Source organism: Methyloferula stellata AR4, assembly GCF_000385335.1.
Taxonomy (GTDB): domain Bacteria; phylum Pseudomonadota; class Alphaproteobacteria; order Rhizobiales; family Beijerinckiaceae; genus Methyloferula; species Methyloferula stellata.
The window spans coordinates 921,231-940,990 of sequence record NZ_ARWA01000001.1 but is presented as its reverse complement, the minus strand read 5'-3'; the positions used below and the strand labels follow the sequence as shown (position 1 = coordinate 940,990).

The 19,760-nt window shown below is 61.6% G+C and carries 16 protein-coding genes and 1 other RNA gene; 13 read left to right on the top strand and 4 right to left on the bottom strand.

What is annotated here, in order from left to right:
• Positions 1–29: 29 nt before the first annotated feature.
• The 5 genes from nadA (at position 30) to aqpZ (ending at position 5,414) form a co-directional block, all read left to right on the top strand.
• Positions 30–1,016: a quinolinate synthase NadA gene (nadA, locus tag A3OQ_RS0104670; protein WP_020174202.1), complete on the top strand. Its 987-nt coding sequence runs from the start codon at positions 30–32 to the stop codon at positions 1,014–1,016.
• A gap of 60 nt (positions 1,017–1,076) precedes the next feature.
• Entirely contained in the window at positions 1,077–2,606 is a 1,530-nt protein-coding gene (locus A3OQ_RS0104665) for an L-aspartate oxidase (RefSeq protein ID WP_020174201.1), read from the top strand.
• A 198-nt stretch (positions 2,607–2,804) separates the two neighbouring features.
• Complete coding sequence (nadC, locus tag A3OQ_RS0104660; RefSeq protein ID WP_026595496.1) at positions 2,805–3,656, top strand: carboxylating nicotinate-nucleotide diphosphorylase; 852 nt, start codon at positions 2,805–2,807, stop codon at positions 3,654–3,656.
• Between the two features lie 89 nt (positions 3,657–3,745).
• Positions 3,746–4,531 (top strand): 7-cyano-7-deazaguanine synthase QueC, encoded by a 786-nt coding sequence (queC, locus tag A3OQ_RS0104655; protein WP_020174199.1) that lies wholly within the window; start codon positions 3,746–3,748, stop codon positions 4,529–4,531.
• A gap of 145 nt (positions 4,532–4,676) precedes the next feature.
• On the top strand, positions 4,677–5,414 hold the full coding sequence (gene aqpZ, locus A3OQ_RS0104650; RefSeq protein WP_020174198.1) for an aquaporin Z: 738 nt from the start codon (positions 4,677–4,679) through the stop codon (positions 5,412–5,414).
• A 57-nt stretch (positions 5,415–5,471) separates the two neighbouring features.
• On the opposite strand, the gene A3OQ_RS0104645 is transcribed toward aqpZ, so the two are convergent.
• The gene (locus A3OQ_RS0104645; RefSeq protein WP_020174197.1) at positions 5,472–6,512 is read right to left on the bottom strand and encodes an LLM class flavin-dependent oxidoreductase; all 1,041 of its coding nucleotides are present in this window, start codon (positions 6,510–6,512) and stop codon (positions 5,472–5,474) included.
• Between the two features lie 132 nt (positions 6,513–6,644).
• Here A3OQ_RS0104645 and ffs point away from each other — a divergent pair.
• The 4 genes from ffs (at position 6,645) to recR (ending at position 9,965) form a co-directional block, all read left to right on the top strand.
• An RNA gene (ffs, locus tag A3OQ_RS23945) (signal recognition particle sRNA small type) lies at positions 6,645–6,741 on the top strand.
• 104 nt (positions 6,742–6,845) lie between these two features.
• Complete coding sequence (locus A3OQ_RS0104640) at positions 6,846–8,696, top strand: DNA polymerase III subunit gamma/tau (RefSeq protein ID WP_020174196.1); 1,851 nt, start codon at positions 6,846–6,848, stop codon at positions 8,694–8,696.
• A gap of 171 nt (positions 8,697–8,867) precedes the next feature.
• Complete coding sequence (locus tag A3OQ_RS0104635; protein WP_020174195.1) at positions 8,868–9,191, top strand: YbaB/EbfC family nucleoid-associated protein; 324 nt, start codon at positions 8,868–8,870, stop codon at positions 9,189–9,191.
• 168 nt (positions 9,192–9,359) lie between these two features.
• Positions 9,360–9,965 carry a recombination mediator RecR gene (gene recR / locus A3OQ_RS0104630; RefSeq protein WP_020174194.1) on the top strand — a complete coding sequence of 202 codons (606 nt, stop codon included), beginning with the start codon at positions 9,360–9,362 and terminating at the stop codon, positions 9,963–9,965.
• 149 nt (positions 9,966–10,114) lie between these two features.
• Here the strand turns inward: recR and A3OQ_RS0104625 are convergent, their stop codons facing one another.
• The gene (locus tag A3OQ_RS0104625; RefSeq protein ID WP_020174193.1) at positions 10,115–11,041 is read right to left on the bottom strand and encodes a DMT family transporter; all 927 of its coding nucleotides are present in this window, start codon (positions 11,039–11,041) and stop codon (positions 10,115–10,117) included.
• Position 11,042: 1 nt separating this feature from the next.
• The gene (locus A3OQ_RS0104620) at positions 11,043–12,251 is read right to left on the bottom strand and encodes a DNA recombination protein RmuC (RefSeq protein WP_020174192.1); all 1,209 of its coding nucleotides are present in this window, start codon (positions 12,249–12,251) and stop codon (positions 11,043–11,045) included.
• Positions 12,252–12,435: 184 nt separating this feature from the next.
• On the opposite strand from A3OQ_RS0104620, the gene A3OQ_RS0104615 reads away from it, so the two are divergent.
• The 4 genes from A3OQ_RS0104615 (at position 12,436) to A3OQ_RS21325 (ending at position 17,737) form a co-directional block, all read left to right on the top strand.
• Complete coding sequence (locus tag A3OQ_RS0104615) at positions 12,436–13,128, top strand: glutathione S-transferase family protein (RefSeq protein ID WP_020174191.1); 693 nt, start codon at positions 12,436–12,438, stop codon at positions 13,126–13,128.
• Positions 13,026–14,270: a tRNA epoxyqueuosine(34) reductase QueG gene (gene queG, locus A3OQ_RS0104605; protein WP_244427094.1), complete on the top strand. Its 1,245-nt coding sequence runs from the start codon at positions 13,026–13,028 to the stop codon at positions 14,268–14,270. The genes A3OQ_RS0104615 and queG overlap by 103 nt, the downstream gene beginning before the upstream one ends.
• Positions 14,267–15,142, top strand: coding sequence for an SDR family oxidoreductase (locus A3OQ_RS0104600; RefSeq protein WP_020174188.1), 876 nt, complete (start codon positions 14,267–14,269; stop codon positions 15,140–15,142). The genes queG and A3OQ_RS0104600 overlap by 4 nt, the downstream gene beginning before the upstream one ends.
• Positions 15,143–15,283: 141 nt before the next feature.
• Positions 15,284–17,737 (top strand): DUF3772 domain-containing protein, encoded by a 2,454-nt coding sequence (locus A3OQ_RS21325; RefSeq protein WP_020174187.1) that lies wholly within the window; start codon positions 15,284–15,286, stop codon positions 17,735–17,737.
• Here A3OQ_RS21325 and A3OQ_RS0104590 read toward each other — a convergent pair.
• Positions 17,732–19,759, bottom strand: coding sequence for a hypothetical protein (locus A3OQ_RS0104590; RefSeq protein ID WP_020174186.1), 2,028 nt, complete (start codon positions 19,757–19,759; stop codon positions 17,732–17,734). The genes A3OQ_RS21325 and A3OQ_RS0104590 overlap by 6 nt on opposite strands.
• Position 19,760 lies beyond the last annotated feature (1 nt).

Sequence of the window (19,760 nt, the reverse complement as noted above, 5' to 3'; positions counted from 1 at the left end):
TCCAATAATGCTCAAAGGGAGTATATGCCATGGAAGCAACGGGGTTGTTGGAGCGGACCGAGGGCCTTTATGCCAAGGTCCAGCATGCGATTCCCGCAATCGAATGGCCGCTTCTAGCAAGGGATATTGACGCTATTATGGCTCTGAAAAAGAGCCATAACGCAGTCATTCTCGCGCATAATTATCAGACGCCTGAGATCTACCATTGCGTCGCCGATCTCGTCGGCGACAGCTTGGCCTTGGCGCGCGAGGCGATGAATGTCGAGGCCGACGTCATCGTTCTGGCCGGCGTCCATTTCATGGCCGAAACGGCCAAGCTTCTGAACCCGTCGAAAAAAGTTTTGATCCCGGATCTCGCCGCCGGCTGCTCGCTGGCGGAATCGATCACGCCCGCCGATGTCCGCAACCTGCGCAAGCGCTATCCGGGCGTGCCGATCGTGACTTATGTGAATACGTCCGCCGCGGTGAAAGCCGAGTCCGATATTTGCTGCACGTCGGGCAATGCCAAGGCGATCATCGAATCCTTGGGCGTCAAGCGCGTCATCATGATCCCCGACGAATATCTCGCAAAAAACATCGCCGCCGAGACGGGCGTCGAGATCATCACCTGGAAGGGTCATTGCGAAGTCCATGAGCGCTTCAGCGCCGCCGAGGTCGCGGAATTACGCGACGATTATCCGGGCGTCGTGATCCTGGCGCATCCCGAATGCCCGCCGGACGTCGTCGGCGCTTCGGATTTCTCAGGCTCCACCGCGGCGATTGCTTCCTACATCGCGAAAGAACGCCCGCCGCGCGTCGCGCTTCTGACCGAATGCTCGATGAGCGACAATGTCGCGATCCAGTATCCGGAACTCGAATTCGTGCGGCCGTGCAATCTCTGTCCGCATATGAAGCGCATCACCCTGCCGAAGATCCGGCATGCGCTGGAAACCATGACGCATGAAGTGACGATCGATCCGGCAGTCGCCGAGCGCGCCCGTCTCTCGGTCGAGCGCATGCTGGCCGTGAAAGCATAATCCCAAAAAGTCGGAGACTTTTTGGATCAAGATTATGCGTAAAACGAAAGCGTAGAGAATATGGAACAACGCGACCTCGGCGGCAGCCCGATCATCATCGGCGGCGGGCTTGCCGGGCTCATGACGGCGCTTTATCTGGCGCCGGAACCTGTCGTGCTTTTGAGCAAGGCGCCGCTCGGCATCGAGACATCAAGCGCCTGGGCGCAAGGCGGCATCGCCGCCTGCATCGGTCCTGACGATCGTCCGGCGCTGCAAATCGAAGACACGCTCAAGGCTGGCGACGGCATTTGCGACGAAGCCGCCGTGAAGCGGATCGTTTCCGCCGCGGGCGAGGCCATCGCCGAATTGATCCGGCTCGGCGTGCCCTTCGACCGCGACGGGGACGGCAATCTCGCTTTCGGCTTAGAGGCCGCGCATAGCCGCCGCCGTATCGTCCATGCGGGCGGCGACGGCAGCGGCCGCGAAATCATGAACGCATTGACGCGCGCGGTTCTGGCGACGCCTTCGATCACTGTCGTCAAGGGCTGCGCCGCGCGGCGCCTGATCGTCGAAGACAACAGAATCGTGGGCGTCCTCGGCAATACGAATTGCGGGCCGGTCTTGTTTGCGACCGGTCGCGTCATCATCGCGACGGGCGGCATCGGCAGCCTTTATCTGGCAAGCACCAATCCGGCCGGCTCTTTCGGGCAAGGCCTCGCGCTAGCCGCCCGCGCGGGCGCAACGATGGCCGATCTCGAATTCGTGCAATTCCACCCGACCGCGCTCAACATCGGCGCATCGCCTTTGCCTTTGGTGAGCGAGGCCGTGCGCGGCGAAGGCGCGATCATCATCGATGAGCATGGCGAGCGTTTCATGGCGAATGTGCCCGGCGCCGAACTTGCGCCGCGCGATGTCGTCGCACGCGCCATCTGGCATCATATGCAGGGCGGCCATCAGGTCTTCCTCGACGCGCGCCAGGCCTTGGGCAAAAGCTTCCCGCAACACTTTCCAGGCATCACCGAAAAATGCCGCGCCGCCGGCATCGACCCCGTGACGCAGCCGATCCCGATCCGTCCCGCCGCGCATTATCACATGGGCGGCATCGCGGTGGACGCCGCGGGCCGCAGCTCGGTCGAAGGACTTTGGGCCTGCGGCGAAGCGGCTTCAACAGGGCTCCACGGCGCCAACCGGCTCGCCAGCAATTCTCTGCTTGAGGCTGCCGTCTGCGCCCGTTTTGTCGCGGAGAGCGTCGCCGCGACGATCTCGCGTCGCACGAGCCCCCGTTTCGATGAAGAGATTGCGCGCTCCAGCGATCCCGCGCCGGTGCGTAAAATCATGTCCGAGGCCGCAGGCGTGTTGCGCAACGGCCCCGGTTTGCGCGACGCAATCGCAGCGCTCTATCCGATGATCGAGGCCAATGCGCCGGAAAGCGACGCGGCGCTGGTCGGCCTCATGATCGCCGCCGCGGCATTGAAGCGGCAGGAAAGCCGCGGCGCGCATACGCGGACCGATTTCCCGGATCATGATCCGGCCTTGGCGCATCGCAGCTTCCTGAAGTTCGGTGAAGCAGTCGAGATCGCGCGAGAGCTGGTGCCGGAAGCGGTGGGCTAGAGCAGTTCAAAATTGATGGTGCGCGAACCTTCTCCCTGTGGGAGAAGGTGCCGAGCGAATGCGAGGCGGATGAGGGGTTACGGTCTCTCAATGAAAAGATCGTAACCCCTCACCCGGTTGGCTCCGCCAACCACCCTCTCCCTCAGGGAGAGGGTTTACGCCAGCACTTCGCTATCCTCCTTTAAGGAAAGAGGAGCCATGCCCCTCACCCCTCTCCCGCGCATCATGATCGAGCCTTTGGTTCGCGCGACGCTGCTCGAAGATCTCGGCCGGGCCGGCGACATCACGACGGATGCGATCGTCCCGCCCGATCTCACGGTGAAATGTGTTTTCGCCGCACGGCAGCCGGGCGTCGTCGCGGGGCTCGATCTGGCGCGCGTTGCTTTCGCTCTGATCGATCCTGCGATCAGACTTGAGGCAATGAAAGAGGACGGCGCGACGGTTGCAAAGGGCGACATTATCGCGCGCGTCGAAGGTCCGGCGCGCGGCATTCTCACGGCCGAGCGCACGGCGCTTAATTTTCTGGGCCATCTTTCGGGTGTCGCCAGCGCGACGGCTTCGATCGTCGCGGCGGTCAAGGGTACGAAGGCGCATATTGTCTGCACCCGCAAGACGACGCCGGGCCTGCGCACGATCGAAAAATATGCGGTGCGCGCTGGCGGCGGCTCCAATCATCGCTTCGGCCTCAATGACGCGGTGCTCATCAAGGACAATCATGTCGCGATCGCAGGAAGCATCTCTGAGGCCTTGCGGCGGGCCCGCGCCAGAGCCGGTCATCTCGTGAAGATCGAGATCGAAGTCGATACGCTGGCTCAATTGGCCGAGGCGCTCGATCAAAAGGCCGATGCCGTGCTGCTCGACAATATGAGCCCGCAGATGCTGGCGGAGGCGGTTAAAATGGTCGCTGGCCGCGCGGTCACGGAAGCATCGGGCGGCATCACGCTGCAGAACGCGGCCGAGATCGCAGCCTCTGGCGTCGATCTGATGTCGGTCGGCTGGCTCACCCATAGCGCGGCTGTTTTGGATATTGGGCTCGATTTTCTAGAATAATTGGCTCAAGCAAGTCAGCGCCCTCGTCCTTCGAGACGGCGCTAACGCGCCTCCTCAGGATGAGGGCTCCGCTTGTGCCCTAAGCCCTCATGCTGAGGAGCGGATCGCGTAGCGAGACGCGTCTCGAAGCACGAGGGTTCATAAACAAAGGTTTTGCTCCACTGTCCGCTACAAAAGCCCTCGTCCTTTTTTCTGGTGGCCAGGATTCGACGACCTGCCTTGCCTGGGCGCTCGACCGCTACGACCATGTCGAGACGGTCGGCTTCGACTATGGCCAAAGGCATCATATCGAATTGGCGCAACGCCCGCTGATCCGCGAAAAGCTCATCCGCGGCTTTCCGCAATGGGCGCCGCGCCTCAGCGCGGACCATCTCATTTCGCTCAGCGCGCTTGGAGCCATCTCCGAGACCGCGATGACGCGCGAGACCAAAATCGTCGCCGATGAAAAGGGCCTACCGAACACATTCGTGCCCGGCCGCAACCTGATGTTTCTGACTTTCGCGGCAGCGCTCGCCTATCGCCGCGGCATCACCCATATCGTCGGCGGCATGTGCGAGACGGATTTTTCCGGCTATCCGGATTGCCGCGACGCGACGATCAAGGCCATGCAGACAGCGCTCAATCTCGGGATGGATACGCAATTCATCATCGAGACGCCGCTGATGTGGATCGACAAGGCTACGACCTGGCAGCTTGCGAAAAATCTCGGCGGCCAAAAGCTCGTCGACATCATCATCGAGGACAGCCACACATGTTATATCGGCGATCGCACGACGAAACATGAGTGGGGCTATGGCTGCGGTACCTGCCCCGCCTGTGAATTGCGTGCCGTGGGTTGGGAGAGGTTCAACGCTACCACCTCTCAAGACCATTAGGGCTTGATCGAAACATTGGAGGCAATTCGCATTAACCGTTGACACAGTTTTGACGTGGATAAGGCGAATGGGCGTTTGCGCGCCTGCCGCATCCCGCTAGCTTCACCGTGGTAGGGTTGAATCGATTCAGCCACGGGAGGGTGAGATGGGGAGCGATATTACGCGCCGCGCTGCAGCAGAATTCTTCGGCACATTCTGGTTGACCTTTGGCGGTTGCGGCGCCGCCGTCCTCGCAGCGGGTTTTCCCAATCTCGGCATCGGCTTTCTAGGCGTCGCCTTTGCCTTCGGCCTGACGGTTCTGACCATGGCCTATGCGGTCGGTCACATTTCCGGCGGCCATTTCAATCCCGCCGTGACGGCGGGGCTCTGGTCGGCGAACCGCTTCCCGTCGAAAGACGTGATCCCTTACATTATCGCGCAGGTCATAGGCGCAATCGCCGCGGCGGGGATCCTCTATTTCATCGCTTCCGGCCAGGCGGGCTGGGTCGCGAAGGGCTTTGCCTCGAATGGCTTCGGCGACCTGAGCCCCGGCAAATATAGTCTGGCAGCCTGCTTCGTGACCGAAGTTCTCGCCACCTTCTTCTTTCTCTACATCATCATCGGAACGACATCGAAGGGCGCCGCGGCGGGCTTTGCGGGCATTCCGATCGGCCTCGCTTTGACGCTCATTCATCTCATCACGATTCCGGTGACGAACACCTCGGTCAATCCGGCGCGCAGCACCGGACCGGCGCTCTTCGCGGGCGGCGATTATATCGGCCAGCTCTGGCTCTTCTGGCTCGCGCCGATTCTCGGCGCGATCATAGCCGGCCTTTTCGCCCGCTGGCTCTTCGAGCCCGAGCCGCTCGACGATACGGTCGTCGTCGAAGAACGCACCGTGTAGAACAATCGTCATTGCGAGGAGCGCAAGCTCCGAAGCAATCCAGGGATAAGGCTAAACTCAATCGGCGTTTCTGGATTGCTTCGCTTCGCTCGCAATGACAGCCAAAGGGCGTTCAATGTCCCTCGCCGCACCGGCGATGAGTTCGAACGAGCGCAGCCGCGCGGCATGATCGAAGATATCGGACACGATCATCAACTCATCGGCCGCTGTCTGCTCCAGGAATCGCTCCATTCCGGCCCGCAGCTTGTCCGGGCCGCCTATGATCGAGCAGGCCAGCATATGCTGCGCCTGCGCTTTTTCCCGCGCCGTCCAATAGGTGTCTATGTCGTCGATTGGCGGCTTGCTGAGACCGCGCACCCCGCGATGCAGATCGGTGAATGACATTTGCTGCGTCGTCGCCAGATGCCGCGCCTCCGCATCGCTGTCGGCCGCGATAATATTGACGCCGACCATGGCATAGGGCTTTTCAAGCTGTTTCGAGGGTTTGAACCGGGCCCGGTAGATGTCGAGCGCCGCATCGAGGGCGTCGGGCGCGAAATGCGAAGCGAAGGCATAGGGCAGTCCGAATTCCGCCGCGAGTTGCGCGCCAAAGGTGCTGGAGCCCAAAATCCATAAAGGCACCTCCGTGCCGGCGCCCGGGACGGCCTGGATCATCTGGCCCGGCTGCACCGGCGCCAGCAGAGACTGCAATTCGAGCACGTCATTTGGAAAGCGGTCGGCACTCGCCGGATCGCGCCGCAAGGCCCGCAAGGTCAGCTGGTCGGTGCCCGGCGCGCGGCCGAGACCGAGATCGATCCGGTCCGGAAACAGGCTCGCCAAGGTCCCGAATTGCTCGGCTATGATCAAAGGCGCGTGGTTCGGCAGCATAATGCCGCCGGAGCCTACGCGGATCGTCGAGGTTCCTGCCGCGATATGCGCGATCACCACGGATGTCGCGGCGCTGGCGATGCCTGGCATATTATGATGCTCGGCGACCCAAAAACGGCGATAGCCGAGGCCTTCGGCGAAGGCCGCGAGGTCGCGGGCATGGTCGAGCGCATCGCGCGGCGTCGAACCCTGGCGGACCCGCACGAGGTCAAGAATCGAGATGGGGGTCATGGGAGCTCCTATTCCCCCATATCTGGGAAGCGAAAAGCGTCGCGGTAGAGACCGGCGGCCTCTGCTCTCGGCACTGTGAGCGGGACGCCATCGCTGCTTGCGGAAACGCCCGCCATGGTCCACATAAGGGGCGGGAGGTTGGCGGTGGACGTTCCACTCGCCAACCGGGTCAGGTCCGGAAGGAAGCAGCCCCAACGAGACCGGGCGGGTTTCTGTCCAACCTCCCACCTCACCGCTGCGCCAAGCCGATGTTTTAAGGGCGCGCAGCCGGAGAAATCGTCCTTTTCCGTCCCCCAGCCTGGGTTTTGCGGCCTTGGTTTTGAACGAGGACCGATGAACGAAGACCATCTCGACGAAAAGCCCGAAGCCGCCGGCATGGCTGGCTTCGACTTCGGCGAGACTCCGCCTGTTGCCGGCAAAGGCGAGACGCAAGCCGCCTATCGGGTGCTGGCGCGGAAATATAGGCCGTCGCGCTTCGCCGATCTGATCGGCCAGGAGGCCATGGTCAAGACGCTGTCGCATGCCTTCGAACTCGACCGCATCCATCAAGCCTATATTCTGACCGGCGTGCGCGGGGTGGGCAAAACCACGACCGCGCGCATTCTGGCGCGCGCCTTCAATTACGAGCTGCCGGCACGCGACGGGCGCCCCGCCGTCACCCGCCCGACGATCGACATGCCCGAGCTTGGCGTCCATTGCCAGGCGATCATGGATTCGCGCCATGTCGATGTGATCGAAATGGATGCCGCCTCGCATACCGGCATTGACGACATTCGCGAGATCATCGACAGCGCCCGCTACCGCCCGGTGATGGCGCGCACCAAGGTCTATATCATCGACGAAGTGCATATGCTCTCGAAACAGGCCTTCAACGGCCTGTTGAAGACATTGGAAGAGCCGCCGGACCATGTGAAATTTCTCTTTGCCACGACGGAGATCGAGAAGGTCCCGATCACCGTGCGTTCGCGCTGCCAGAGATTCGATCTCAGGCGCATCGATGCCAATGTGCTGGCAACGCATCTCGCCGCGATCGCCGCTAAGGAAAATGTTTCCGTCGAACCCGAAGCGCTCGCCTTGATCGCGCGCGCGGCGGAAGGCTCCGTGCGCGATGCGCTGTCTTTGCTCGATCAGGCAATCGCGGCGAGTGCGGACAGAGCCGCGCGGGCCGAAGATCTGCGGATCATGCTCGGGCTTGCCGACCGCACCCGCATCATCGATCTTTTCGAAGATGTCATGGCCGGACGCATCGCGGAAGCCTTGCGGGCGCTGAAGGATTTGCACAATAGCGGCGCCGATCCGGGACAGATCCTGGTCGAGCTCGCCGAGTTCGCGCATTTCGTCACGCGGCTGAAGCTCGTTCCGGAAGCGGCGCAGGATGTCTCCATCACCCAGGAAGAGCATCGCCGCGGCGCCGAATTCGCCAAGGCGCTCGGCATGGCGGTTTTGACACGCGCCTGGCAATTGCTGCTGAAAGGCGTGCAGGAGGTGAAGGAGTCGCCACGGCCGCTCGCCTCGGCCGATATGATTTTGGTGCGGCTTGCCTATGCGGCCGAATTGCCGACGCCGGACGAGGCCTTGCGCAAGCTCGCGTCTGGCACGATGGAGACGAGCCCTGCTTCGTCTTCGTCAGGGGTGTCGAGAGGCCGCACAAATGCCATTGGCGGCGGCGGTGCCGTGGCCCGCGCAGCAGAGTCCTTGCCGCAGTCCGCGCCGCGTGCCGTGGCCGATCAGGCGCCGCTTTTGCGGCTCGGGCGATTTGAAGATCTCGTCGCGCTCGCTGCGAAGAACCGCGACATTCAGTTGAAGCTTGCGCTCGAACGCGATGTGCGCCTGATCCGTTTCGAGGAAGGCTCGATCGAATTTTCGCTGGCGCCGGGCGCGTCGGTGCAGCTCGCGCAGCATTTGATGAAGCGCCTGCAAGAATGGACGGGCCAGCGCTGGATGGTCGCCATCTCGAAGACGGAGGGCGCGCCGAGCTTAAAAGAACAGGCCGCTGCAAAGGAGAAAGACGCGCGAAGCGGGGTCGAAGCCGATCCGCTGGTGCAAAGCGTGCTCGCCGCTTTCCCAGGTGCGAAAATTGTCGATGTGCGATCGACAGCCGCGCCCGAGCCTACGGCGGATATGGTGGAAACCAATGACGAAATCGCCTATGCCGATCAAATCTTCACTGAGGATGATTTATAGGCGGAAAGGTTAGGCGCGTCCTTCTCCCAGTGGGAGAAGGTGCCGAGCGAATGCGAGGCGGATGAGGGGTTACGATCTTTCAATTGCTCGATTGAATCCCCTCACCCGGTCAGCTCCGCTGACCACCCTCTCCCACAGGGAGAGGGTTCTCGCGACCCAAAAGGAGCGCATATGAAAGACATGATGGGCCTGATGAAACAGGCGCAAGCCATGCAGGCCAAAATGCAGGATATGCAGGCCGAAATGGAACGGCTCGAAGTCGAGGGCCAGTCCGGCGGCGGTCTGGTGCGCGTCACCCTGACCGCCAAGGGCGCGTTGAAGGGTCTCGTGATCGACGACAGCTTGATGAAGCCGGACGAAAAAGAGATTTTGGAAGATCTCATCGTCACGGCACATGAAGACGCACGCAAGAAAGCCGAGCGCCTCATGGAGGAAAAGATGAAGGCGGTGACGGCCGGACTGCCTCTGCCGCCCGGCATGAAGCTGCCGTTTTAATTCCTCTTTGAAGGACTTATTTTGCGGCCCTCGCCCTTCGAGGCTCGCTTCGCTCGCACCTCAGGGTGAGGGAGAACGTGGGCTTCTCCCAAAGCCCTCATGCTGAGGAGCGCTCCTTAAGGAGCGCGTCTCGAAGCACGAGGGCTTCAACAACAGGTGGGAAGATTTATGGGTGAGCGCGTCGCGGGCGCAGAGATCGAACGCCTCATCCAATTGCTGGCGCGCCTTCCGGGTCTTGGGCCGCGTTCGGCGCGCCGCGCGGCTCTGCATCTGATCCGCAAGCGCGACGAGCTTTTGGGTCCTCTTTCAGAGGCCCTGCAAAATGCACGCGACAAAATCGTCACCTGCAAAATCTGCGGCAATGTCGATACATCCGATCCCTGCACCGTCTGCCGCGACGAGAAGCGCGACCCGCATGTGCTCGTTGTCGTCGAGACCGTCGCCGATCTCTGGGCGCTGGAGCGCGCCGCGGCGTTGAAAGCGCGCTATCATGTGCTGGGGGGGACGCTTTCGCCGCTCGATGGCGTCGGGCCCGACGATCTCAATCTCACGACGCTGGTCGAGCGGGTCGCAACCGGCGAGGTGAAAGAGGTGATTCTCGCCGTCAATGCGACCGTCGACGGACAGACGACGGCGCATTACGTGACGGACCTTATCTCGCATCTCCCGGTCAAGACGACGCGCCTCGCGCATGGCGTGCCGGTCGGCGGCGAACTCGATTATCTCGATGAAGGCACGCTGGCAGCCGCGATCCGCAGCCGCACGGACTTCTGACGTTGCTAGCCGCCATCTCTTCGAGCGTCATGCGCGGGCTTGACCCGCGCATCCAGGTGCCGACCTAGCAATCTTTCGCGGCAACCTTAGGCGCAATGATCACGAAAGCTTTGTGCTTGGATGCGCGGGTCAAGCCCGCGCATGACGCGTCAAGGTTTAGGGAAAGGATGCAATCCGCCCCGGTTCACCAGCCATAGGCTCAAACCGATCAAGACTCCGCCCGCGGCCTGTTGCAGGGTGAGGCTCGTTCCGAAGATCAGATCGGACAGCAGCACGGTGAAGAACGGCGCGAGAAAAAGATAGCCGCTCGAGCGCGTCGCACCGCCTTTGCGCAAGGCGAGAAACCAGAGGCCAAAGGATGCAGCCGAGCCCGGAATGGCGAGCCACAGAAACCAGGCCCATTGCACCGCTCCGACACCGGCCGGCCAATGTTCGCCCTGCCCATAGGCCAAGGCCAAGAGCACGAGCGCGCCGATCAGCATTTGCCAGAAACTCAAAGTCCAGGTGCCGATCGGCAATTGCGCACGCTTGTTGATGATGGTCGACAGGCTCCAGCACAAGGCGCCGCCGAGACCGACAATATCGCCCTGCAGGAAATTCTCCGATCCCGTGAGCGCGCCGCCGAGCGCCAGCGCTACGCCCGAGATCCCACAGATCAGGCCGAGCACCCTGATCTTCGACAAGGATTCGCCCAGCGCCCAAGGCGCAAGCAAAGCAACCCAGATCGGATTGGTGAAGAGCAAAATGCCGGAGGTCGCGGCCGAAACATACCGCAATGAGAGAAAGGTCAGGCCGAGCGTGCCGGTCGTCTGCAAAAGCCCGATGAGCACGACCGTCGCTTTCTGCGGCAGCGTGAGGCGCGGAAACAAAGGCTCGTGCGAGATCACCGCCAAAGGCAAAAGCGCGAAGGCCGCGACGATAAAACGCCAGCCGACGAGCAAAAGCGCCGAGAAGCCGAAATTCAGGAGAAGCTTGCCGGTGATGAAACCCGACGCCATCAAAAAGGTCGCGACGACCAAGGCCGCGTAATAGCCGGCGCCTGGGGCGCCGGGCGTCTCTTGCCTGTTCTCGGTCAATCTACTCTGCCGCCTTGATGAAGGACGCCGCGAGAAGGCCGCTTTGCTTCGGCGCGTCGGCGTGATCGGAGAAGTCGAGAAGGTCGATCCGCTCGCCGCGCTTGGTGATCTTATCGGCGGAGGTCGTGATCTGCCCGATATCCTCTTGCGCCTGACGGAAATGCGCGTCGAGCTTGGCCACGCGGGCCCGAAGCCGCGAGACATCTTCCACCAGAAGCCGCACTTCATCCTGGATGAGATGCGCCTGTTCACGGACATTGGCATCGCGCACGATTGCCTGCATCACCTGCACTGCCATCATCAAAAGCGACGGCGACACGATGATCACACGGGCCTTATGCGCCTTTTGGACGAGATCCTCGAAATGCTCGTTCAAATCGGCATAAAGCGATTCCGACGGCACGAAGAGCACGGCGATATCCTGCGTTTCGCCGGGCACGAAATATTTCTCGGCAATATCCTTAATATGTTTGCCGACATCGCCGCGTACGCGGGCTTGCGCTTGTTTCAAGGCCTCTTCGCTCGCGGCGTCTTTCAGCGCGGTGAAGGATTCAAGCGGAAATTTCGCATCCACCACCATCACGCGATCGTCGCCCGGCAGGCGGATGATGCAATCGGGTCTGTTGCGGTTCGACAATGTATATTGAAACTCGAAGGCCGCGGGCGGCAGGCAATCGCGGATGATCGCCTCCATCCGGCCCTGTCCGAAGGCGCCGCGCGATTGCTTATTGGCGAGAATATCCTTCAAGCCCACGACCTCTTGCGTGAGACCCGTCAGCCTTGCCTGCGCCGCATCGATGACGGCCAGCCGCTCGTTGAGCTTGGTCAGATGTTCGCCCGTCGTCAGGCTCGAGGCTTCGAGATTCTGCCCCATGCGGTGGCTGACATTGTCGAGCCGTTCCGACACGAGCCGCGCAAGATCGGCCTGGCGCGAGCCGAGATGTTCGCTCATCGCGCGCAGACGGCCGGTGAGCTCCGCGCCCTGGCGCGCGATCTCGGCCATTTTTTCATCCATGTCGTGCTGGCGCGCGGCCTCGACCAAGACCGCTTCGCGCCGCTCTTTGCGGGCGCGGAGAAGTCCGACAAAACCGGCCGTCAAAAGCAAAATGATGACGGAGGCGACGATGAGGCCAGCCGCTACCACATGAAACAATGTGATCGGCACATTGAACAGCCGGTAGCCTATGAAGGTGGAGAGCGCATGATCCATGCGCGCATCTTAAACGATTCTCCCGGACCTGGGAACAAAGCAGGAATATTTATCCCATCCTCTCTTCGGCGGAGGGGCGCGATGACTGCTTGGCTTTAGAATTCCGTAACCATCAAGGCTCCTGCGCGCAGGGCCTCTGTTTCGGCGTTTGCTTCTTCCATGAGCCTCCCGTAAACCGGCCCTGATGCCGATTCTTTATCATCACCCGCTGTGCCCGCATTCGCGTTTCGTCCGGCTTCTTCTTGGCGAATTTGGCGTCGAACCGGAGCTCATCGAAGAAAAGATCTTCGAGCGGCGCGAGGGTTTTCTGATTCTCAATCCAGCCGGACAGACGCCAGTCTTCATCGAAGATTCCGGCGCGGTGGTGCCGGGCGCCGGCACGATCGCCGAATATTTCGACGAGGTTTACGGGCAGGTTTTAGGCGATCATCGCCTGATGCCCGACGAACCTTACGAGCGCGTCGAAGTGCGCCGCCTCATCGACTGGTTTCACCATAAATTCTTCGCCGAAGTCTCGCAGTGGCTTGTGACCGAAAAAATCTATAAGAGATTCATGCCGGCGATAGCTGGCGGCGGCGCACCGGATATGGAGCTCGTCCGCGCGGCGCGCACGAATATCCGGTACCATCTGCGCTATATCGGCTATCTGATCGGCCACAGAAACTGGCTCGCGGGCAATCGCCTGACCTATGCCGATCTCGCGGCCGCGGCGCATCTTTCCTCGGTGGATTTTCTGGGCGACGTGCCATGGGACGAGGACGAAACGGCGAAGCATTGGTACGCGCGGGTGAAATCGCGTCCGGCCTTTCGCGCGCTTCTGGCCGACCGGCTGCCGGGCTTCGTTCCGGCGGAGGTCTACGCGGATCTCGATTTCTAGAGCCGAGCTTCAAACCCGCGCTTGCCGCCAAAGCGCGCGAGCTTGGCTTCGAGCTTTGCCGTATCGCCGATCCCGGCTCGCTTGGCGAGGCTGGTCTTCGATTGGATCAATGGCTCGCCGCGGGCTCAGCCGGCGACATGAATTGGATGGGCGAGACGCAGGCGCGACGATCCGATCCAAGACGTCTCTGGCCCGAGGTGAAAAGCATCATTCTGCTCGGCATGAATTATGGCCCTGCTGAGGATCCGCTCGCCAATCTCGTCGATAGAGGCGCGGCCAATCTTTCCGTCTATGCGCGCAACCGCGACTATCACGATCTGATCAAGGGACGGCTGAAACTGCTCGCATCATGGCTTTGCGCCGGGACACAAGAGGCGGAGGTCAAGGTCTTCGTCGATACCGCGCCCGTGATGGAAAAGCCGCTGGCGCAACAGGCGGGTCTTGGCTGGCAAGGCAAGCACACCAATCTCGTCTCGCGCGGCTATGGCTCCTGGCTGTTTCTCGGCTCGATCTTCACGAATCTGCCGCTTGCCGCCGACGCGGGCGAGGCCGATCATTGCGGCACCTGCCGGGCCTGTCTCGACATTTGCCCGACAAAGGCCTTTCCCGCGCCCTATGTGCTCGATGCGCGGCGCTGCATTTCCTATCTGACGATCGAGCATAAGGGCTTTATTCCGCGCGAATTTCGCAAGGCGATCGGCAACCGCGTCTATGGATGCGACGATTGTCTGGCGGTCTGCCCTTGGAATAAATACGCGCAAAGCGCAGGCGAGGCCAAGCTTCAGGCCCGACCGGATCTGATAAGCCCCGCCATTGCGGAATGGCTTACCTTTGACGAGCCTAAATTCCGCAGCTTTTTTGTTGGCAGCCCCATCAAGCGGATTGGCTTTTCTCGCTTCATGCGCAATCTCCTGATCGCAGTCGGCAACTCAAGTGAGTCGGGCTTGATCCCGCTTGTCGAAGCGCGGCTCGCCGACGCGTCGCCTTTGGTGCGGGGCATGGCGGTCTGGGCACTCAGCCAACTCGCTACGCCGGAGATATTCGCGCATCTGGCACAGCACTGGCTAGGCCATGAAAGCGACGATCTTGTCATGGCAGAATGGAAACAGGACGCATGCAAAGAGGAGGCGTTTAAAGCATGAAACTCTTCGCCTTCGGTCTCGGCTATAGCGCGCTTCATTTCATCAATCGCTATGGCGATCTTTTCGACGATGTCGCAGGCACGGTCCGGTCGGCCGATAAAGCAGAGGCCTTGGCGCAAACGCACGTGCAGCCATTGGTCTTTAATACAGACCATGAAGACCCGGCCATCGCAGACCATCTGAAAAGCGCGGATGCCCTGCTCGTTTCGATTCCGCCGGGCACATCGGCCGATCCGGTGCTGGCGCGCTTCGGCCGGCTTATCTCCGGCCTGCGCCGCCCGCTTCGCATCGTCTATCTCTCGACGGTGGGCGTCTATGGCGACCGGCAGGGGGCGTGGGTCGACGAGGATCGCCTGCCTACGCCGGCAAGCCCGCGCTCGACGGCACGTCTTCAGGCTGAGAAGGCCTGGGCTTCCATCGGCAAGGATGCGGACAAGGCCACACATATCCTGCGCCTTGCCGGGATCTATGGGCCCGAACGCAATGCGCTCGCCAATCTGGCAGCGGGCAAGGCGAAGCGCATCGTGAAGCCGGATCAGGTCTTTAACCGCATTCACGTTGAGGATGTGGCGCTGACGATCGCAAGCGCGCTGATGCAGGAAGGCAAGGGCCAGATCTGGAATGTCAGCGACGACGAGCCCGCGCCGCCGCAAGATGTCGTGACTTACGCCGCCGAACTGATGGGCATTACGCCGCCACCCGAGCAGGATGTGGACGCGGCCGATCTCACGCCCATGGCGCGCAGCTTCTATGCGGAGAACAAACGCGCGTCCAATCGCAAGCTGAAGGAAGAGCTCGGCGTCTCGCTCGCCTTTCCGACCTATCGCGAAGGCCTGCGGGCGCTCTGGGAGGCCGGCGAGGGCCGCAACTAGGCCATCCACGCTTTTGCAGATAATGGCCATGACAGAGTCTTCGCCGTTGCGAATGGATCTTTCGCTCACCCCTTGCTTCGCCGCATTGACGCCGCCATGCTGTGGTGAACCCGGCCCGCCATTCGCGATGGGAAAAGCCTTTTGATCCGCACCTTTGTCCGCTGGCTTTGCATCGCCCTCCTTCTGTCGATTTCGATCGCGGTTCATGCCCAGGAACCCGAGGCAAAACCGCCGCCCGAGCCCATTCCGCAGCGGATCGACCGGCTCAACACGGCCCTGCAGGCCATCGACACAGCTTTGCAAAACGGCGAGCTCACCGATGCGACGCTTGCCGATCTGCGCAAACAGACGGAGCCCATTTCGGCGGAATTGCAGAATGTGATCGAGCATTTGGGCCCGGCGCTCGCCTCGGCCAAGACGCGCCTCGATCAGCTTGGCCCCAAACCTGACGACAAGGCGCCGCCCGAAAGCCCGGCGGTGACGGCCGAGCGTTTCACCCAGCAGGATACCTATAATCAGACGGATGAGCTGATCAAACGGGCGAAGCTCCTTGCCGTGCAGGCCGATCAGACGATCAACCGGATCGCGACGCGGCGGCATCTTCTGTTTACCCGGCTCTTGTTCCAATCGACCACCGGCATCGCCAGTCCGTCCCTATGGCTCAAGGTGATCAAAGAACTGCCGCGCGATTTTTCCAATGTGCGGGACGTGTTCGCCGACTGGACCTTCGGCCTCAACATGCACCTCGAAGGCTGGCGCATGCCGGCCTTCTGGGGTCTTGTCGCTCTGATCCTCATTCTCTCATGGCCGCTCGGGCGCCTTTCCAGGGCCGTGCTGTCGCGCTCGCCGCAGATCGCGAACCCAACCCGCTACCAGAAGATTCGTGCCGCCTGGCGAGTCGCGATGGGCTTCGTCGGCCTCCCTCTCGCGGCCATGTTCGCCATAGCCGTCGTGTTCGAGACCTTCGAGCTTCCCAATGACCGGCTGCAGCCTTTCATCTATGCGCTTGGCATAAGCGTCATCCGCATAGCGCTCGCGGCAGGCATAACACGCGGACTTTTTGCACCGACGCATCCCAATTGGCGTCTGCCACAAGTCAGCGACGCAACGGCCTGGCGCATCCTGCGGCTGGCGCTCTGGGTCGCGATCACCGTCTCGCTCACCCGGCTTTTCGAATCCTTATACGATATCGTCTCGGCATCCTTGCCAGTCTCCGTCGCCTTGCGGGGCGTCGGCGCCTTGATCGTCGCGATCCTCATCGGCTTCTCATTGCGGGGCGTGATCACGGAGGAAAACCCCAGCGACGAATGTCTGGGACCGCCCGTCACGATGGGCAACCGCTGGGTGCGGATCCTGCGCATATTTGCTTGGGCCGTAGTGCTCGCCATCGTCGTTTCGGTGTTCATCGGCTATGTCGCGCTCGGCGCATTCATCGTCGATCAGATCGTCTGGGTCAGCGGCGTCGTCGCACTTTTCTACATGTTGAACGTCCTGATCGAAGAGTTCATCGCGGCCAGCATGCATCCCGATGCACGCGTCAGCCAGGCTCTCGCCGTCAATATCGGGATCGAGCATCAATCCATCAGTCTCTTCGGCGTGCTTTTGTCGGGCATTGCCCATGTCGTTCTCTTCATCCTGGCCGTTCTTTTGATCCTGGCGCCTTGGGGCCTTCAATCGACGGATGTGCCGAGCGGGCTCAAAGCCGTGTTTTTCGGCCTGCAGGTCGGCGGCATTACCTTGTCGCTGTCCGGCGTCGCAGCGGCGCTCATTATTTTTGCTGTCTGCTATGGCGCGACCCATGTCACGCAGCGCTGGCTCGACACGCGCCTCCTGCCGCAGACGCATCTCGATATCGGCCTGCGCAATTCGATCAGGACGAGCCTTGGCTATCTCGGCTTCATCGTGGCCCTGCTGCTCGCGCTCTCCTATCTTGGATTAAATTTCGAAAGGCTCGCGATCGTCGCCGGTGCGCTGTCGGTCGGCATCGGCTTCGGCCTGCAGACCATCGTCAATAATTTCTTGTCCGGCCTGATTCTCCTTTGGGAACGTGCGATCCGCGTCGGCGATTGGATCGTCGTCGGCGACGAGCAAGGGCTTGTGCGCCGGATCAATGTCCGGGCGACAGAGATCGAAACCTTCGATCGCGCTTTGGTCATCGTGCCAAATGCCAATCTCGTCTCGGGCGTCGTGAAGAACTGGGTGCGGACCGATCGTGGCGGCCGCTTGAGCATTCCGCTCGGCCTCGGCCACACGGCAGAGCCTGAAAAAGTGCGCGATATTCTGATCGCCGCCGCCAAGGCCCATAGGCTCGTCGTCGCCGATCCGCCGCCGCAGGTCTTCTTCACGAGCATCACGCTCACCGCCCTCAATTTCGAGCTGTTTGCTTATGTCGAGGATGTCTCGACGATCGGCGGCGTCAAAAGCGATCTCTATTTCGATATCATCAAGCGCTTCGCGGCGGCCGGAATCGAGATCGCGCCCGCCGCCGCGCCGCCCGTCGTCACGATTGCCGGGCTCGAAAAGCTGGGGGCCTTGCTGAAGACGGACGAGCCGGACCCCGCTCGCGAGCGAGCCGAACGAAAAGACGCCTTATAGCTCCGGCACATGGTCGGTGCAGGACAGGACGAGAAATTTTTCGACCCTGTGCCAGGTCACGGTCTCGCCCTTTTGCGTCAGCCGGAATTGCGGCGCGGGCGGCTGCCAGATCTTGAATTTGAGATCGCTCGGCTCAGCCATACCCTCTTCCAACGGCGCGACAATGGCGCCCGGTGCATCTTTCCGCGCGCAGAGGCCATCTATGGCAGCGCGCCTCAATGGGACCGCATCTTCGCGCGGCGCAAGGGTTTGCGCGCCGCGCAAGGATTGATCTGCGAGGCCTGAGGATATCAGCGCCTCGACCCGGTCCCGCCACACCATGGCAAGCGGGCGCGAAAATACGCTTCCGGCCCCTTGGATGTAGAGCGCCCAGCCCGGTCGCCCCGCATAAAACCACGGCTCGACAACCCCGCCCATCCAATAGATTTCGCTGTGGTCCGCGGGAAGCAGCGCCGCGAGCGCTGCTTGATGACGGCCGCTATCCAAAACTTTATGGCGGGGATCGCGATCGTCCCATAGGCCGATGACGCAGAGCACCGTGACGGCTGCGAAAGCGCCCGTGACTTTTGGTGAGATAAGCGCCGGACGCCAAACATAAAGAACCGCGAAAACCACAATCGGAATCGAGACGAGATAAATATTCCAGAAAAGCGAGACGGCTGGATGAAAATCCGCCGGGCTCGACGCCGCATATTTGATGAAAGCCATGGTTGGACCAAGCCGAACCAGGATGCCGATCGAAAGCACGGCGCCCCAAATCATATTGAGGACCGGACGGCGCAGCGCGAATGTCAGGCCGCTAAGATGATGGAGAATGAGAGCCGCGCAGGCAGCCAATAGAGCAGGCAGAGGCTCGTCCCATAGGAGCCAGCCCAAGGCCAGAAAGGCGCTCGCGAGTTCGACGCGCGGTCCTCTTTCCGGCAGGCGCAAAAGGCAAAGCGCGAGGGCGATGCCGGCTGCAATGCCCAGGAGCCAGCTCATGCGCCAGAGCTGCGCCTGTACGACGAGCAGCAAAGGCCACAGATCGCCAAAGAGCACCGAGATCGCAAGGCCGGCCGCGCCGAGGGCCGCCGCTGCCAGAAATATCCAGCGGACGCGCGGCGCGAGAAGATCGGCCGCGACAAGGACCGTTGCGATCTGAAGCGCCAAAAAGGCGAAGGCCTCGAACGGCCAGAGGGTCGGAAAAAGATAGGCATTGCGCAGGCGTAAAAGCGCCAGCCAATCCGGATCGATCGTAGTGGCAAGGCGATCGAAGAGAGGCAGGCCGGTGGCCACGGCAATCGCGCCGATCAGCGCAAGCCCAAGACCGGCCGCGATCCAGCGGCGGTCGGCGCGACAAAGATCGATCCAAAAGATCAACAGACCCGGCAAAGCCATGATCGGATGAAGCGCGAAGGCTAGCGCCAGAAGGGCAAGCGCGAGCACGCGGCGGCGATCGATGAGAAAGCCCAAAGCCGCCAACACGCAAGCCTCGGCGAAAGGCCGCGGCGTCGCAAATTGTTCGGCAAAGCGCAGCAGATGAAAGGCGCCGTAAAAGCCCGGAAGGGCGGCCAGGATCATCAAGATCGCCCATTTCATCCGGCCCTCGGCGAAGCGGCCGATAAAAAACTGCGCGGCTGCGAACCAGCAGGCGATGCTCAAAAGCGCAAGGAGAAGCGACGTATTGGCGGGATTAAGCGCCGCGACGAGTCTCGCTGCGATGAAGGGAAAGATGCTGAACTGCGACTGCCCGTCGTGGACGAACATGATATCGCGGCCGATCCCCATGGCATCCTGATCGGCCAAGGCGCGCGCCATATAGATCTGGCCATCGCCTTCTATGCCCTCGAAGGGCCGGCTCAACATAAAGACGGCGATCGTCGCGATGCCGAAAAAAAGAGATCCGTCGGCGAGCGCCTGCCGCAACTTGCCGAACCAAAGCTTTACGTCGCCGCGTCCCTTAAGCCAACCGATGCGCGAAGCCGACACATGAACCGCGCTTGCCGCGATTCCGGCTGGCGGCATCGGGTCCGCCGCGGCCATG

Bases quoted from the DNA above. Each gene is read 5' to 3' on its own strand.
- nadA (WP_020174202.1), top strand. From the start codon at position 30: ATGGAAGCAACGGGGTTGTTGGAGCGGACCGAGGGCCTTTATGCCAAG.
- A3OQ_RS0104665 (WP_020174201.1), top strand. From the start codon at position 1,077: ATGGAACAACGCGACCTCGGCGGCAGCCCGATCATCATCGGCGGCGGG.
- nadC (WP_026595496.1), top strand. From the start codon at position 2,805: ATGCCCCTCACCCCTCTCCCGCGCATCATGATCGAGCCTTTGGTTCGC.
- queC (WP_020174199.1), top strand. From the start codon at position 3,746: ATGCTGAGGAGCGGATCGCGTAGCGAGACGCGTCTCGAAGCACGAGGG.
- aqpZ (WP_020174198.1), top strand. From the start codon at position 4,677: ATGGGGAGCGATATTACGCGCCGCGCTGCAGCAGAATTCTTCGGCACA.
- A3OQ_RS0104645 (WP_020174197.1), bottom strand. From the start codon at position 6,512: ATGACCCCCATCTCGATTCTTGACCTCGTGCGGGTCCGCCAGGGTTCG.
- A3OQ_RS0104640 (WP_020174196.1), top strand. From the start codon at position 6,846: ATGAACGAAGACCATCTCGACGAAAAGCCCGAAGCCGCCGGCATGGCT.
- A3OQ_RS0104635 (WP_020174195.1), top strand. From the start codon at position 8,868: ATGAAAGACATGATGGGCCTGATGAAACAGGCGCAAGCCATGCAGGCC.
- recR (WP_020174194.1), top strand. From the start codon at position 9,360: ATGGGTGAGCGCGTCGCGGGCGCAGAGATCGAACGCCTCATCCAATTG.
- A3OQ_RS0104620 (WP_020174192.1), bottom strand. From the start codon at position 12,251: ATGGATCATGCGCTCTCCACCTTCATAGGCTACCGGCTGTTCAATGTG.
- A3OQ_RS0104615 (WP_020174191.1), top strand. From the start codon at position 12,436: ATGCCGATTCTTTATCATCACCCGCTGTGCCCGCATTCGCGTTTCGTC.
- A3OQ_RS0104600 (WP_020174188.1), top strand. From the start codon at position 14,267: ATGAAACTCTTCGCCTTCGGTCTCGGCTATAGCGCGCTTCATTTCATC.
- A3OQ_RS0104590 (WP_020174186.1), bottom strand. From the start codon at position 19,759: ATGGCCGCGGCGGACCCGATGCCGCCAGCCGGAATCGCGGCAAGCGCG.